The organism is Leuconostoc fallax KCTC 3537, from assembly GCF_000165675.1.
In the GTDB taxonomy this organism is placed as follows: domain Bacteria; phylum Bacillota; class Bacilli; order Lactobacillales; family Lactobacillaceae; genus Leuconostoc_B; species Leuconostoc_B fallax.
This window is the reverse complement of record NZ_AEIZ01000007.1, coordinates 21,136-37,208: the sequence shown is the minus strand read 5'-3', so window position 1 is coordinate 37,208 and position 16,073 is coordinate 21,136. Positions and strand designations below refer to the sequence as shown.

Sequence of the window (16,073 nt, the reverse complement as noted above, 5' to 3'; positions counted from 1 at the left end):
AATCAAATACATGGATTGATTTACGAGTAAAGTTTTATTAATTTAACATTTTTTAAAGGCGATATAACTATTAAGTTATATCGCCTTTTTAAGTGAATTACTTTTAGTAATATTAATTATAACTTTTTGATGTCCGAAGGTTACTATAAGAGATCATGTACTAAGTGTAGTATTTCTTCACTATGTGAGAATACAGAAACGTGTCGAATGAAGTTATCGTCTAATGGTTTCATAGTAAGAGTATTAATGTTTTGAGTCACTTTATTAATAGCTAATGATTTAGGAAGAATAGTAACAAAGTCAGATTTAGAAATCATTGCTATAGTTGACTCACTATAATCAATCTCCACAATTTCTGGTAATGGAATATTTAATTGCTCATATATTTGAATGACTCTTTGATGAATTGGGCAGTACTTCGGATACATAATTATTCTTAAATGATGTAGGTCGGTCGCCTTTATACTAGAAAATTCAGAGAATAATTTCATAGTCGCATTATGTTGTGAATAAACTAGGTAATAAGGTTCCTCAAATAACTGTAATTTCTTTACATTTCCAGTAAAATCTTTTTCAAATTCAGAATCAATTAAAATTAAATCTAATTTTTTTCGTTAAAAGGTTGAATTAAATCAAAAATTTTATTTGTAATGGTAATTTTTTTAATTCGGAGAAGAAGTCTACAAAGAATGAAGGATACATATAGGATGAAATACTGTCTAAAGACCCCAATCTAATATCAGTAATATTTATGGAATTTTGAGATATTAAAGCATTCATCTTCTCAAATTCAGAAATAAAATTTTGAGATTTTTTGTAAAGATTGTGGCCCACTAATGTAAGCTCCATACCTTGTGGTGTTCTAATAAAGAGCTGTTTATCGTAATAATTTTCTAGTTGCTTAATCTTTTTACTAATTGCAGGTTGTGTCATTGACAAGTAATCACTACTTTTATTTATGCTCTTTAGTTCACATACTTTGACAAAAACATATAGCAGTTCGATATTAAATGAATTATCAATCACTGTCATTATGTATCTCCTAAATATTGATATATTCAATTACGTTATAACACCTTATTATAAACTGTTTATTCCTTGACACAATAAAAGCATGTTACTATTTCAACATTAAAGGAGGTAATGTTGAATGAAAAAATAATGGTGTACCTCTAACAAAGCAAATACCGAAATATTCTGATGAATCGAGTAGTTCATTTCATGTGCTACCGCTAACAAATTGAAATCATAGGGGATAAAATGTCTAAAAAATATTTATATGGATTAATTCTGTGTTTAGTTTCAGTACTATCTTGGGGTGGCATGTTTCCCATAATGACCCCAGCGCTTAAAATTATGGATCCTTTTTACTTCACATTGTTAAGGTATGGAAGTGTTGCAATTATTTTTGCAGTTATTTTGTTTTTTGTTGAAGGTATTAACGCGTTCAGAACAGAAGGGCACGTTATAAGATTATGGTTGTTCGGTACATCTGCTTTTGCAGGATTTAGTTTCTTAGTTTTTCTTGGTCAGCAAATTGCAGGACAATCGGGATCAATAATCGCCTCAGTCATGATGGCGATTCAACCCTTACTCGGCGTGCTTGTAGGTTGGGTTTACCGTGGGAAAAAGCCAACGATAGTTGCCTTATTTTCTATGATTATTGCTGCAGTAGGTGTCTTTATGGTTGTGACAAAAGGGCATATCAGTATCTTGCTTTCAGGTCATAACACTGTTTTGGCAGTAATATTTATTTTACTTGGTGCACTATGTTGGGTAATTTATACAGCTGGCGGCGCTGACTTTCCAGAATGGTCAATTTTACGTTACTCCACCTTAACATCAATCTTAGGTGTATGTTCAGTTATTATTGTATTAACGATAGCTACAATTTTTGGTTGGTTACAAATACCGACATTTTCACAAGTAGCCGGCGTTCAAAATGCACTTGTTTATATGATTACGTTAGCAGGAGTAATTGCAGTATTTGCTTGGAACATGGGAAATCGTATTATTGGACCAATAAATGGTATCTTATTCATGAACTTAGTGCCCATTACTTCGTTTGTTATAACAATTATAAATGGTTACAAAGTTTCTACTTTCGAAATTTTGGGATGCCTAATTACAATTAGCGCACTAGTAGGAAATAATATTTATAATCGTTACGCCACTAAATTAAAAGGAATCAGAGCAAAATAATAAAAGCCATCGATTGTCCTCTTTACTATAGTAGGTTTTATATAATTAATTTATTGAGACTAGAAAATGACACGCTATGATTATGCTTGAGTTTCAACAGTAGGACAATCTTTTAATAAACAAAATCACAGCTTGAAAAATGTTAACATTGACATTCTTTGCTAATAAAATTATAATCTTATTATTATATAACGATGAAGAGATAAGTATATTTCATCATGAGTGAAGAGAGCTAATGTTTGGTGAAAGTTAGTCTTATGATGATTCAGAAAATGGTCTTGGAGTTAAAATGATATGAGCTTGAACGAGTAAATGTCATTCGGGTACACCCGTTATAGTGTCATAGTATCGATTGTTAATTCAATTCGTACTGGGTAAGTGTATTTATGGTGACATAATACAAAAAACGGGTGGTAACGCGTACATGAAAACGCCCCGTAGTATCTTTTGATATTACGGGGCGTTTTTTATTACCCACTATTTAGTCAGAATTATATTGTTGATAAATGGTAATTAGAAGAAGGAGTAAGGAAATGAGTGATTGGACTAACATTATTAATGCAGCAACAACAAATGATCCACTTTCAGGTGCCATCAATACCCCGATTCAATTGAGCTCAACATTTAATCAGAAATCTTTTGATGAATTTGGTGAATATGATTATGCACGGTCTGGTAATCCTACACGTGACGCTGGTGAAAAAGCAATTGCGCGACTAGAGTATGGTCATTATGGCTATTTGTTTAGTACGGGAATGGCAGCAATCAGTAGTGTATTGTTTACATTATCGGCTGGAGATCACATTATTGTGAGCAAACATGTTTATGGTGGCACTTTCCGGATTTTGGAAGATGTATTACCTCGTTGGGGAATTATGCATACTTTTGTTGATTTTAGTGACGTGGCTACTATTGAAGCTGCTATCATACCTGAAACGAAAGCAATATATATTGAAACGCCGTCTAATCCAGTCTTAAATATTACAGATATTCGTGCTGTAGTGGCACTGGCAAAACAATATCATGTGTGTACGATTGCTGACAACACATTTTTATCCCCGTTTTTACAAAAGCCACTCGACTTGGGCGTTGATATTGTAGTTCATTCAGCAACAAAATTTTTAGCTGGACATTCTGATATTCTGGCTGGTGCGGTAGTAGTCAATGACAAAAATTGGCCGATCAAATTTATTTTATCCAAAATGCCGTTGGTGCAACGCTAGGCGTCTTCGATACCTGGTTATTACTGCGTGGTATCAAAACGTTAGGCGTTCGAATGACACAGTCAAGTACATCAGCGCAAAAAATCGCGGCATATTTGGATGCACATCCCAAAGTTTTAAAAGTCTTGTATCCTGGATTATTGTCACACAAGGGTTATGACATTCATATGTCGCAAGCTAAAAATGGTGGGGCTGTTTTGAGCTTTGACGTAGGTAGTCAAGAAAATGCACGCACTGTGGTAGAAGCTTTGGATATTCCTGTTTTCTCAGTGAGTCTGGGCGCAGTCGAAACAATTATCAGTTATCCACCGAAAATGAGTCATGCTGAATTAGATAATGATGCATTGGCTAATGCAGGAATTACGCCTGGACTACTACGCTTTTCTGTCGGATTAGAAGATGCTGATGACTTAATTGCTGACTTGGATACAGCACTGGCACAAATATAAATGAATATGTTATTTATCATGGAGGTTAAAATATGTCTAAAAAAGTATGGCTTGCTATTGCAGCAAGTACTTTGATTATTATTGGTGCTTTTAGTTATACCACTAACAACAATCGGCCCAAAGCAAACGTCATTACAATCGGATCTGTTACTAGTGATGCGGATATTTGGCGTCATTTAGCAAAAAGTGATACGGCTAAAAAGTTAGATTTGCACATTGAAGTTAAAGAATTTACTGATGGCTTGAGTTTAAACAAGGCTACTGCAGAAGGACAAGTTGATGTTAACGCGTTTCAATCCTATGGTTATTTTCAAGCATTTAACAAAGAATCAAAAGACGGCAAATTAGTCGCGTTAGGCACAACGTATTTGGAACCATTAGGTGTTTATTCTGATAAATATAAAAGCGTTAAGGATATACCAAATGGCGCTACTATTGCTATTGCGAAAGATTTAGCAGATGAATCTCGCGGGCTAAAATTATTGGCAGATGCAGGATTAATTACATTGGACAAACCTTTTGGTGCATTAGATGGTTTGGAGAAAATAAAAGCCAATCCACATCAGTTTAAATTTAAAGAAATTGATGATACAACAGGTGGGCGCTTATTGCATGATAACAGTATTGATGCCGTACTGATATCCAATTCTGTTTCACAAGCTGCAGGATTAAATGTGTTAAAAGATGCCATTTATTATGAGCATGTTAATCGTCACACTCGAGCAAATGTCAATATCATAGCCACTGCGACCAAAAACGAAACTAACAAAACGTATAAAAATTACTGACACTATACCGATCAAAGACGGCACAAAAATATATTAATCAGAAGTATCATGGTACCAAAACTGAAGTTGTGAAACCAATATCCTATCTTGAAGGAGAATAGATGGGTAGTATTATTCTCTTATTATGATAAAAAGGTTGACGAATTATGATAATATGATATGATTATTTTAACAAAGAAGAGATAAGTAGTGCTTTAGCGTTAGCAAGAGAGTTTACATTTGGTGAAAGTAGACAACGCGAACACATGAAAATGGTCTTGGAGTTACTGTTATTGTGAACATACGCTGATTCATTTATCAAAACGAAGCAAGCAATAACCGGGAGAGCCCGATATAGCGACATCAATTCTCGATACTGTGTACAGACATTTTCGAAGCAGAGTGGAGACGATTGATATTGAGATGTGTTGGTGCTTTTCGATAACACATAAACACCGGGTGGTAACACGATAAGTCGTCCCGCAGTCTAATATTTAGACTGCGGGTTTTTTATTGCTATGAAGTTACCCTGAGCATTTAGAAAACATAGGAGAATAAGATTATGACAACAGCGACAGCAACGACATTAGGATTCCAACATGTTGGTTCATTTTTACGGCCAGCAGCATTAAAGCAGGCACGACAAGATTTTGAACAGGGTAAGTTAACACAAAAAGAATTAGAAGAAGTAGAAAATACTGCCATTAAAAAGCTAATCGATCAGCAAGTGGCTGTAGGCATAAGTACCGTAACAGATGGTGAATTCCGTCGATCATATTGGCACCTAGATAATTTTTGGGGATTTGGTGGCGTTGAGCGTATTAATTATGGTGAAGGGTATTTATTTGCACATGAAGAAACCCGTGATGATTCAGCACGATTATCTGGGAGATTAAGTTTTGATGCAACAACACATCCTTTTATTCAACATTTTAAATTTGTTAAAGCGTTAGCGGATAAAGCAGGGGTTGAGGCGAAAATTACAATTCCAGCACCGGCACAATTCTATGCAGAATTAGTGCGTGGTACAAATGCTGATGTTGTGTCGACATATTACGATTCAAGTACTGCATTATTTGCAGATATCAAACGTGTTTATCGTGAAGAAATTCTGGCATTATATGATGCTGGTGCACGAACAGTGCAACTTGACGATTGTACTTGGGGGATGCTAGTTGATCCTGACTTTTGGGAAAAAATGGCAGGCGCTGGTTTTGATATTCAAGATCTGAAAAATTTGTATCTTGATCTTAACAACGGTGCTATTGCGAATCTACCAGAAGACTTAATTATTAATACACATATCTGTCGTGGTAATTATCATTCAGACTGGGCAACTTCTGGTGGGTATGATGCTGTAGCTGACGAATTATTCGGACAAGAAAATGTTTCGAGTTATTTCTTAGAATATGATTCGGCGCGTGCAGGTAGTTTTGAACCTTTAGCTAAAGTATCGGGAGATAAAAAGGTAGTGCTTGGCCTGATTACGAGTAAAACAGGTGAGTTGGAAAACAAAGAAGCGATTATTCAACGTATTCATGAAGCGGAGAAATATTTACCATTAGAACGCCTGTGGTTGTCAACACAATGTGGCTTTGCATCTACTGAAGAAGGTAATGTTTTGACAGAAGAACAGCAATGGGCCAAGTTGGCACTTGTCAAAGAAATATTGGATGAGGTATGGGGTTAAGGTCATCAGTGAGGTGTGATAATGTCGGAATTGATGATTTAATTGTTGTTAGTACAATCAAGTGCAATATTCGAACAAAATAAAATGTCTCAAAGGCTTTGATATACTTTCAAAGTTTTTTGAGACATTTTTTATTAATTAATTGTTTTTATTATCTTCTTTACTGATACTAAAAAATGTTATTGCAGTGGAGAAAAAATAAAGGCAATCATACCATTTGTGAAATCATGTGAATGATAAGCAACAATGCTGAGTATAATAGCCGCTAGCAAAAAACATAAAGATGCTAATCGATATAAAGCGTATCTAGACAAATGCAGATCTCCTTTGTGTTCATCAATGAATTGAGATGCTAAAATCATGAATTATTTTGAACGATGGCGTGATGACAATATCAACTGCTTACGCTTCTCCCAAAATAGGGAAACGGTGTATACAATGTTAATCGCAATTAGCGTGAAAATTGTAGCACGATCAAAAGAAAATAATGATGTAAACAGCGTTGATAATATGTAGCTAATCGTTAGCGTTATGATGAATGCTAAGATTGATCGTTGGATAATGTGGCGCATGATAATTAACCTTTTCATCTTTAATATAATATGTAAACAGTACACTAGATTTTCATTATACATTAAATTGAGTTTATGTTAAACGTTTGACTTTATAATAGGCTTTTATTCTAATATTAATTATTATTGAACATAAATATTAATAATGTTAAACTTTATTAAACAATATTAAAGGATGGGGCGAACATATGGAATGGTTTTTCCGTTTGGAACCAGAAGAACAAGTATTTATTAAACGATTTCTCTTATCGTCTGGTTCATTAAAACAATTGGCCCGCGAGTATGATGTGAGCTATCCGACAGTTCGATTACGTTTGGATCGACTTATCGAAAAATTAAATTTTCTGACGTAAATAAGGACTCATTCGAATTAGAAATCATGCAGATGGTTATTAATGAACGATTAACGTTAGCGATGGCCAAAGAAATTATTCAAAAACATAAGGAGAGTATTGATGGATAGATTATTAGAAATCTTGATATTTGCGGGGATTATCGCATTTCAAACATTCGCAGGTTATATTGATAATAAATATATGGGAGTGATTTTACCGGTTATTTTCACTGGTATTGTCGGTTTCTTAGCAATAGCGGGTCAGTTATCTTTCTCAATGAGAGATGTTACAATGCCGATTTTAGGTTTATTCACTCTGCTGGGAATCTATGCAAGTGGCAAAGAATCCAAGAAGAAAAAATTCAAAAAGAGTTGGACAAAATGAAGGCTCAAGACATTATCAAAGGTTAGTATAAAGAGATAAGGTTGGTTCAATATCTTAAAGTAAAAATGATTTTAATCGTTGAGACATTATAGAAAAAATATGAGCGTGTTTCAATACAACTTTTCCCTAACATTCAAACGATCAAAATGTTTCAAAACATAGATAAGTACTATTGTTTGCAAAAAATCAAGATAATACTTCTAGCCAAACGTGCAACCATTAGCGGTTCCCAAGACATATGGTAAATTTGAGCCACTAATAACGTGTTGAGTATTAGACTGATCGGAATCAATATTAAAAAATTAAGTATTGCTATGCTGACGGAATTGCGATTTTTATTGTGTAAAAATATGCCACATAACATGCCACCAAGAAATGCTGGAATGAGAAAAGAGAATGCAAAATTGCCACTGCCAAATAAAGTAAAATTAAGGAAGTCAGACAACATTTCTAGTGCACCAGCTAACCAGGGCCCCAAAAAGTAGCCCAAGAGCGCTGTGCTAATAAAACCCATATTTAAAGAGAAATAACTTGGGCCAATGCTAATTTTGTAACATAGTATATCTAATGCTAATAGTAGACCAGATATAGTGAGTGTTTTTGTATTGAGCTTGGGACTTGTAAATGATAGATATTTCATAATAAGCGGTTTCCTTAGTGTGTGATTTAAGATATGAATTTAATAAAAGTAAAATCTACTTTTATTAAATCCTGAGGTAAGTTTATAATAATTTTGCTTTATTATCAATTGTATATAAAAAGTCGGTAACTTAAATTTAAGTTACCGACTAGCTAATCAAGGGGACACTATTAAATTAGTATATTTATTGATTCACAGTCAATAATGCGTATCTATTACTATATTCAGGTATAAAAATAAAAAAGCTAATCCTACGCTAAAATACGTAAGAACAGCTTAATCCAAATACTTATCGGTTGGTATGCGTATCCAATATCTTTCATTTCATGTTAACAGCGTGTACATTTGCTTAGAAATCAAAATAACGTTAATGAAATACCTTTGGCAAAGTTATCTTGATCCCAGCTCCGACCTAACGCTACAATGAGCGTATTGACTGTTTCTGACGTTTTACCGAGGTTGAGTAGGGCATAGATATGCAGGTCATGACCTAATGCGCTAATAACGGATCGATTAATTGCGGTATGATTCATTTTTGGCTGATATTTCGTCAATATGTCCGCTATCCCAGGAAATGCCATTGCGGCAGGATCATTGTATGCATTGTTGAATGCTTCTAATACAGCATCCATTCTTTTATTTTTCATCAGTTACCACCTCTCTAAATCGACATAGTCAACTCGCCTATATTATAGTCCTTTAAATCAAAAGTGATTGATCAATTATGACTTTCTTTATTCATGACAAAGTTATATAATGATTTCTATTAAGAAATGATTTCCTTTTGGAAACTATAATGATGGTGGAGAATCGTAATGACAGACAAACTACAAGAAATTTTAATGGACTTGCAGTGTGAGCTAGTGGCTGAGCGTAATTTGGTTAATCCCGATCAATTGACATGGGTACAATACGATATTTTAAATACGCTACGCTCTGGAACAGCAAAACCAAGTTTATTAAGTCAACAATTAGGTATCACAAGGACGAAGTTATCGAAAAGTTTGGTTGCTTTACGTGAAATGAACTATGTTGAGCAGTCGCCTAATATTAGTGATAGACGGGAAATGGATACAAAATTAACTGATAATGGACGGCAATTCTTAGCATCTGTTTCCAAAAAACACACTGAACTATTGGCGCGCGCGCAACAAGTGTGGAATTTAGATGAACAACAACATTTTATAGAATCAGCAGATAAATTAATTCGTTTACTAAGAGAGGAGCGCCAAAAAATGCGGAATGAGTACATTAAAATTCAAGGTGCTCGAACGAATAATTTAAAAATATTACAGTGAATATACCCAAACATCAAATTACTGTTGCGACTGGTGTATCAGGATCTGGAAAATCATCGCTTATTTTTCTACTTTGGCTGCGACATCTCAAAGACAAGTGAATAAAACTTACAGTGCCTATGTTCAGCAATTGTTACCACAATATCCTGTCCCTGATGTTGATCGTATCGAAAATTTACCTTTTTCAATTGTTGTCACGCAAAGGGCAATTAGTGGCAATATCCGCTCTACGGTTGGGACATTCACGGACATCTACACGGCACTACGGTTACTATTTTCTCGTATGGCAAAACCATTTATCGGTTATTCAATGGTGTATTCCTTTAACAATACTGAAGGCATGTGTCCAAGATGTGAAGGCTTAGGGATTGTCACAAGTATTAAAGCAGCTGCTTTATTGAATAAAAATAAATCTTTAAATGGTGGTGCTATCCAGTTTCCGACATTTCAACCAGGTGGTTGGCGTTTATCAAGATATACGGAATCTGGATTTTTTGATAATGATCTACCATTAAAGGATTGGGATGATAAAGCAATTCATTTATTACTAAATGGTGAACCACAAAAACCGCAAAGACCTACGCCAAAATGGCCTAAAACAGCTAAATATTTGGGATTGATACCACGCATTGAGGATGCATTTATTAAACAAGATGCTAATAAATATCAAAGTGATATAAAAAGAATTACCGAAACTGAGCGATGCCCAGCATGTGAAGGCACACGCCTGAATCAGAAAGTGTTATTGGCAAAAATTAATGGTAAAAATATTGCAGACTGTAGTGCTATGAGTATGACAGTGCTTAAACAATGGTTAGCAACAATCAATATAGCATCTCTGCAGCCGATATTGAGTGAACTGGATACTAAGATATCTCATTTAATGACAGTTGGACTAGATTATTTAAGTTTAAATCGGACAACATCAAGCCTTTCAGGTGGTGAATCACAACGCTTAAAATTAGCTAATTACTTAAATAGTGAACTCAACGATATTTTGTATATTTTTGATGAACCTAGTGTTGGCTTGCATCCCCACGATCTAATTGGCATTAATAAAATTTTTAAATTATTGAAAGAAAAAGGGAATACTTTAGTTATTGTTGATCATGATCCACAAATAATTGAAACTGCTGATTATATTATTAATTTGGGTGAACGTGCGGGCAACCAAGGTGGGTACGTTACCTTTCAGGGGAATTATCATGATCTGGTTAAAAGCGATACGCTAACAGGAAAGGCACTACGTGATTCAGGAGAAATAACTACTGCGCACGGTTCTGTATCAGATTTTTACGCATTAGAACATGTGTCAAAAAATAATCTGAACGATATTAGTGTGAAAATACCTCGACAACGTTTAAGTGTTATAAGCGGTGTCGCCGGATCAGGCAAGAGTACCCTCATTCAATGTTTCAAAGACAAATTTAAGCAAACGACGATATTGGATCAAAAGCAAGTGCATGCTAGCGAAAGATCCAATATGTTGACCTACCTCGGGTTGTTTGATGATTTACGTCAAATTTTTGCCAATGCAACGCATCAATCAATGAGCTTATTTTCTTTCAATAGCAAAGGCGCGTGTCCTATCTGTAAAGGAAAGGGTGTCATCAAATTGGATTTGGCTTATATGGGCGATACCGTCACTATTTGTGATGCCTGCAACGGACAACGCTATTCTCCTGAAGTGAGAGAATTAAAGTATAGAGGATTTAGTATTGCAGAAGTGCTACAACTGACGCCTGCAAGTATTGCGGAAACTTATCCTGAACTCAAACAGCCTATGATGATGTTAATCCAGCTAGAGCTAGGCTATCTGCAAGTAGGACAATCACTTAATACATTGTCAGGTGGAGAGTTGCAACGCTTGAAATTGGCTAAATTTTTATTTAACAGATCAAGCGAGCATGATTTATTGATTTTAGATGAACCGACGAGTGGTTTACATGAAAGCAACATACAACATTTAATTCATTTGTTAAAACAGCTAACCAACGAAGCTGGGTTAACGGTTATTGTCGTTGAGCATAACTTGCGCTTAATAGGTCAGGCTGACTGGTTAATTGATATTGGACCCTTTGCCGGCATGAATGGTGGCAACATTATGTTTGAAGGTACACCGGAGAAGTTAATTAAAGCTGGTGATACTTTAACAGCCAAAGCCATGAGAAAGTATTTTAAAGTATAGCAAGTAGAGTCTTTGGCATTAAGCATTACAATAACCACTTCAGTATATGTGTAAATAATCCAGTGTCAATCATGACAAAAAGGCCAATCAAAATATAAATGATACGGGTAGCATGTTCTCCCCAGCGTTGGAAAAACTTTTGGATAAAGGAAAGTTTGCCGAAGTAGTAGGCTAATGTAATGGAAATAATGGTTAAAATGATAAAATAGATAGCAGTGATAATGACAGCGTGTAGAGACATTGTTGCTAAGACCGGGACGTAAACTGCAATATTGTCAGCACCGCAACTGGCAATGTATATGAATAAAACGGATAGTATCCCTTTGTATTGATGATTTGCTTGCACTTCATCATCGTCTTCACCCTTGATACCCATATATATTGGAATCAAGCCGAGGAGGCCAATCGCCCATTCAGGGACAAACGTTTGAATGGTTTGGCCCAATAGGCTACTGATGAAAAACACACTGAGCATGCCTAAAATGTAACCCACTAAAGTATCTTTAAAACGGTATTTTTGTAATAAGAATAGTAAAATAACGAAAAAATCTAAGTTAACGCCAACGAATAACATCGTCACAAGTGGTAAATTTAGCATACGGTTCTCCTATACATCTAATATATGTTATTAATAACATATGTATTTGATTATATATGTTATCATTTGAATATGAAATGCGCAAGAGGTTTGAATTATGGAAAAAATTAAAGCAATCTATCAAACAGAAATGGAGCGTGTCTTCAAATTATTAAGCAATCCGACACGGCTCAATATTTTATACCTATTAGAGCAACAAGAATTAAGCGTCAATGAATTGGTTGATTATCTTGATTTGCCTCAACCACAGATTTCACATAATCTGGCAATCTTAAAAGCCCATCAGCTCGTGACATACCGCAGAGAGGGAAAAAAGAACCTCTATAAACTCGATGATCCGCATATATTAGACGTCATTGACTCGACCAAAAAGCACGCTGTACACGTTGTTGAGGGGCGTGCGCATCGTGATGAGGCATAAGCGTTTTTAATACATAAAATTTACATTCTTGACGATTCTTCGTTCGCTCAACATTGAGCGTTGTGCTATAATAAGGATGTTGATTAAATTCAAAAAATTTTGGAGGATCTAAAACACATGACTGTTAAGATCGGTATTAACGGATTTGGACGTATTGGTCGTTTGGCCTTCCGTCGTATTCTTGAGTTGTCAGATAAGGCTTCAGATATTGAAGTTGTTGCGATTAACGATTTGACAAGCCCTGACATGTTGGCATACTTGCTTAAGTATGATTCAATTCATGGTACTTTGAACGCTGAAGTTTCATCAGACGACACAGGTATTGTTGTTAATGGTAAGCACTACGCTGTTTACTCAGAACGTAACGCTGCTGACTTGAAGTGGGTTGCTAACGATGGTGTTGATTACGTATTGGAAGCTACTGGTTTCTATACTTCAGCAGAAAAGTCACAAGCTCACTTGGATGCAGGTGCCAAGAAGGTATTGGTTTCAGCTCCAGCCGGCGCAGTTCCTACAGTTGTCTACGGTGTTAACCAAGACATCTTGAAGCCAGAAGATAAGATTGTTTCAGCTGGTTCATGTACGACACAATCATTAGCTCCAATTGCTAACGTATTGGAAACAGAATTCGGTGTTAAGACTGGATTGATGTTGACAGTGCACGCTTACACAGCTTCACAAAGCTTGCAAGATGGTCCTAAGTCAGCTAAGTTTGCAAAGCGTCAAGCTAACCGTGACGCAGCTTCAAACTCATTGCCACATTCATCTGGTGCCGCTAAGGCTATCGGAATGGTTGTACCTTCATTGGATGGTAAGTTGACTGGTTCAGCTATCCGTGTTCCTGTTCCTGATGGTTCAATCACTGAATTGACTGCTGTCTTGAAGAAGGATGTTACAGTTGAAGAAGTTAACGCAGCTATGAAGAAGTACGAATCAGATTCATTTGGTTACAATGGTGATGGTTTGGTATCTACTGATATTATCAATGATACACACGGTACTGTCTTCGATCCTACACAAACAGAAGTTGTTTCTGGTGAAGGACAACAATTGGTTAAGGTTGCTGCTTGGTACGACAACGAATACGGTTTCACTTCAAACATGATCCGTACATTGTTGCACTTTGCTGAATTAGCTTAATTCATCCAAATAAAAAGCGTGATTCGATTGAATCATGCTTTTTTGCGCACTTGATTTAAGTTAGTATTGCTAATTGAGATAGAACCCTATAGAATATTCTCAATATTGTTTTGGAGAAAATGCACTATGAAAAATAAGGCGTTACGTGGTGTGGTATTTGGTATTTTAGGGGCAGCAGCGTATGGATTGAATCCATTATTCGCAGTCCCTCTAATGAATCTTAACTTTACAGTGGATTCAATGGTGTTTTATCGTTATTTCTTTGCGGTGATCTTGCTTGGTTGCTTAATGCTGGCCAAACGACAGAGCTTTAAACTTCAGCGTGATGAGATTATCCCAGTCATTGCGGTTGGCTTGCTCATGGCACTAGCGTCATTGTTCCTGTATGGCAGTTATGAATACATGGATGTCGGCTTGGCGTCCATTCTGCTGTTCGCTTACCCAGTGATTGTCGCTTTGATTATGGCCATCTTCTTTAAAGAACGCTTATCACTGCTCACTATTGGGGCAATTAGTCTAGTCGTCCTTGGCATTGCGCTACTCAATAATAGCGGGCAAAAGAGCTTGAATCCCTTGGGCTTGTTGATTATCTTGCTTGCTTCCATGAGTTATGCACTTTATATTGTCGGTGTACGACAAACGACAGCCCATGCCGTGCCATCACTTAAGTTGACTTTCTATGGCTTGTCGGCAGGATTGGTACTATTCTTGATTAAGGGGATGCTCAATCATGGTATCCAACCGCTGACAACACCATTAGAGTATGGCAATGCCATTGGTTCAGCAATATTCCCAACGATTATCGCTTTATCATTAACGAACTTAGCCATCACCCACATCGGCTCAACCAACACGTCGATTGTTGGCGCATTGGAACCATTGACCGGTCTCTTCGTTGGGGTCGTTGTCTTCAATGAAATCATCACGGTACAAAATATGGTAGGCGTGATGTTGATTATTCTAGCTGTCACTTCAGTGGTTGCGAGCCAATATATTATTGCTTGGTGTCAGGCGCACTTACTTTACCGCCATCGGCATCATTAAAAGACGAACTTCGGTTCGCCTTTTTTATTGATTTCATATCATAAGTCAAACGTTGTACATATTACAGTCACATCTCATTGTTGCGATATTTAATCAAAACGTTATAACTTACTGTTCCATAGTAATATAAATGTAAATTATCTTATGATAAACTCAAATATATATCGTGTAAATTAGTGAAAATTATTACACTTACTTTACATAAGTATTAAAAGGAAGATTGAGACGAAAATGGATAACGTTTTGGAATTATCCCAACTATGGGACATTATTCGCAAGCGCTTTTTGCTAATTGTGGCATTAGTGATTGTATTTGCTGGGGTTGCATTCGGTATAGCACAGTTCGCTATTGCACCGAAATACTCATCATCAACACAATTACTGGTTAATCGAAAGCAAGACGCTAATAATACTGGTGCGCAGTTCAATAACCAACAAGCTGACGTCCAAATTATTAACACATATAAAGACTTGATTACCAATCCTGTTATCTTGGACGATGTTGTGGATAACTTGACTAAGGATCAACGTGTCCTGGTGAAAAAGGCGCAACCTGCTCAATATGAGACACAACCTGATGGCACACGTATTCGGACACGCCGTGCTCAATCTGCCGAATATAAAACTGAAAAAGCCCAATATGCTAATCTCACAGCTGATGAAGTGAAGCAGATGATTAGTGTCACTAACCAACAGAACTCTCAAGTCTTCGCCGTTAATGTCAAATCAACGAATGCTAAAAAATCAGCTGTTATTGCTAATGAAATTGCTAGCGTCTTCAAAGATAAAGTCGTGAAGTTGATGAGTATTAGTAACGTCACGATTGTATCGGAAGCACAAGCCAATAAAGAACCGGTTTCACCAAACAAAAAGCTCATCACATTAGCTGGTGCTGTATTGGGTGCTGTTGTTGCCTTTGGTTATGGCTTAGTTCGTGAATTGACTGATAAGACATTGAAGAATATTGACTACCTGACTGAAGATCTTGACTTAACTGATCTGGGTATCATTAACTATATCGGTAAAGTGAAGACAGCTAAAGAATTGGCTGCTTCACACCACAATTACAACGATGATGAGAACGGCGATACGAGCAAGCGTTCACGCCGCCGTGTCTGATTG

At 36.2% G+C, this 16,073-nt stretch carries 14 protein-coding genes, 3 pseudogenes and 1 other annotated feature; of the genes and pseudogenes, 12 read left to right on the top strand and 5 right to left on the bottom strand.

Translation table 11 applies throughout. From position 1 onward, the window contains the following. Positions 1 to 143 precede the first annotated feature (143 nt). Both LEUFL_RS12985 and LEUFL_RS12980 read right to left on the bottom strand, forming a co-directional pair. Positions 144 to 590, bottom strand: coding sequence for a LysR family transcriptional regulator substrate-binding protein (locus LEUFL_RS12985; protein ID WP_237697864.1), 447 nt, complete (start codon positions 588 to 590; stop codon positions 144 to 146). A gap of 37 nt (positions 591 to 627) precedes the next feature. Next, positions 628 to 1,032 (bottom strand): LysR family transcriptional regulator, encoded by a 405-nt coding sequence (locus tag LEUFL_RS12980; RefSeq protein WP_237697863.1) that lies wholly within the window; start codon positions 1,030 to 1,032, stop codon positions 628 to 630. A 228-nt stretch (positions 1,033 to 1,260) separates the two neighbouring features. Here LEUFL_RS12980 and LEUFL_RS0101480 point away from each other — a divergent pair, with 228 nt between their 5' ends. From LEUFL_RS0101480 to LEUFL_RS09050, 6 genes and pseudogenes are all read left to right on the top strand, one after another. Beyond that, on the top strand, positions 1,261 to 2,202 hold the full coding sequence (locus tag LEUFL_RS0101480) for a DMT family transporter (protein WP_029508587.1): 942 nt from the start codon (positions 1,261 to 1,263) through the stop codon (positions 2,200 to 2,202). A 185-nt stretch (positions 2,203 to 2,387) separates the two neighbouring features. Further along, positions 2,388 to 2,643 (top strand) — a binding site (T-box leader). Positions 2,644 to 2,735: 92 nt separating this feature from the next. Continuing rightward, a pseudogene (locus LEUFL_RS10900) lies at positions 2,736 to 3,874 on the top strand (trans-sulfuration enzyme family protein). 32 nt (positions 3,875 to 3,906) lie between these two features. After that, positions 3,907 to 4,763, top strand: a pseudogene (locus LEUFL_RS10895) (MetQ/NlpA family ABC transporter substrate-binding protein). A 440-nt stretch (positions 4,764 to 5,203) separates the two neighbouring features. Further along, on the top strand, positions 5,204 to 6,331 hold the full coding sequence (locus tag LEUFL_RS0101465) for a 5-methyltetrahydropteroyltriglutamate--homocysteine S-methyltransferase (protein ID WP_010006994.1): 1,128 nt from the start codon (positions 5,204 to 5,206) through the stop codon (positions 6,329 to 6,331). Between the two features lie 760 nt (positions 6,332 to 7,091). Then, positions 7,092 to 7,366, top strand: a pseudogene (locus LEUFL_RS10890) (DUF2089 family protein). After that, a complete protein-coding gene (locus tag LEUFL_RS09050) occupies positions 7,359 to 7,622 on the top strand; it encodes a hypothetical protein (protein WP_010006991.1) in 264 nt (87 codons plus the stop codon). Before LEUFL_RS10890 ends, LEUFL_RS09050 begins: the two are co-directional and overlap by 8 nt. A 169-nt stretch (positions 7,623 to 7,791) precedes the next feature. Here LEUFL_RS09050 and LEUFL_RS10885 read toward each other — a convergent pair whose 3' ends face one another. Further along, positions 7,792 to 8,262, bottom strand: coding sequence for a folate family ECF transporter S component (locus tag LEUFL_RS10885; protein WP_010006990.1), 471 nt, complete (start codon positions 8,260 to 8,262; stop codon positions 7,792 to 7,794). Positions 8,263 to 8,618: 356 nt separating this feature from the next. After that, positions 8,619 to 8,909 carry a hypothetical protein gene (locus tag LEUFL_RS0101445; protein ID WP_010006989.1) on the bottom strand — a complete coding sequence of 97 codons (291 nt, stop codon included), beginning with the start codon at positions 8,907 to 8,909 and terminating at the stop codon, positions 8,619 to 8,621. A gap of 168 nt (positions 8,910 to 9,077) precedes the next feature. On the opposite strand from LEUFL_RS0101445, the gene LEUFL_RS13380 reads away from it, so the two are divergent. After that, entirely contained in the window at positions 9,078 to 9,560 is a 483-nt protein-coding gene (locus tag LEUFL_RS13380; RefSeq protein ID WP_010006988.1) for a MarR family winged helix-turn-helix transcriptional regulator, read from the top strand. A gap of 97 nt (positions 9,561 to 9,657) precedes the next feature. After that, complete coding sequence (locus LEUFL_RS10880; RefSeq protein ID WP_308736773.1) at positions 9,658 to 11,748, top strand: ATP-binding cassette domain-containing protein; 2,091 nt, start codon at positions 9,658 to 9,660, stop codon at positions 11,746 to 11,748. Between the two features lie 25 nt (positions 11,749 to 11,773). Here LEUFL_RS10880 and LEUFL_RS0101430 read toward each other — a convergent pair whose 3' ends face one another. Continuing rightward, complete coding sequence (locus tag LEUFL_RS0101430; protein ID WP_010006985.1) at positions 11,774 to 12,346, bottom strand: cadmium resistance transporter; 573 nt, start codon at positions 12,344 to 12,346, stop codon at positions 11,774 to 11,776. A 97-nt stretch (positions 12,347 to 12,443) separates the two neighbouring features. Here LEUFL_RS0101430 and LEUFL_RS0101425 point away from each other — a divergent pair, with 97 nt between their 5' ends. The 4 genes from LEUFL_RS0101425 to LEUFL_RS0101410 all read left to right on the top strand — a co-directional run bounded on the left by LEUFL_RS0101425 (position 12,444) and on the right by LEUFL_RS0101410 (position 16,070). Next, positions 12,444 to 12,767, top strand: a complete 324-nt coding sequence (locus LEUFL_RS0101425) for an ArsR/SmtB family transcription factor (protein ID WP_010006983.1) — start codon at positions 12,444 to 12,446, stop codon at positions 12,765 to 12,767. A 117-nt stretch (positions 12,768 to 12,884) separates the two neighbouring features. Beyond that, positions 12,885 to 13,907: a type I glyceraldehyde-3-phosphate dehydrogenase gene (gap, locus tag LEUFL_RS0101420; protein WP_010006982.1), complete on the top strand. Its 1,023-nt coding sequence runs from the start codon at positions 12,885 to 12,887 to the stop codon at positions 13,905 to 13,907. A gap of 126 nt (positions 13,908 to 14,033) precedes the next feature. Next, a complete protein-coding gene (locus tag LEUFL_RS0101415) occupies positions 14,034 to 14,951 on the top strand; it encodes an EamA family transporter (protein WP_010006981.1) in 918 nt (305 codons plus the stop codon). Positions 14,952 to 15,182: 231 nt separating this feature from the next. Beyond that, positions 15,183 to 16,070, top strand: a complete 888-nt coding sequence (locus LEUFL_RS0101410) for a YveK family protein (protein WP_010006980.1) — start codon at positions 15,183 to 15,185, stop codon at positions 16,068 to 16,070. Positions 16,071 to 16,073: the final 3 nt, after the last annotated feature.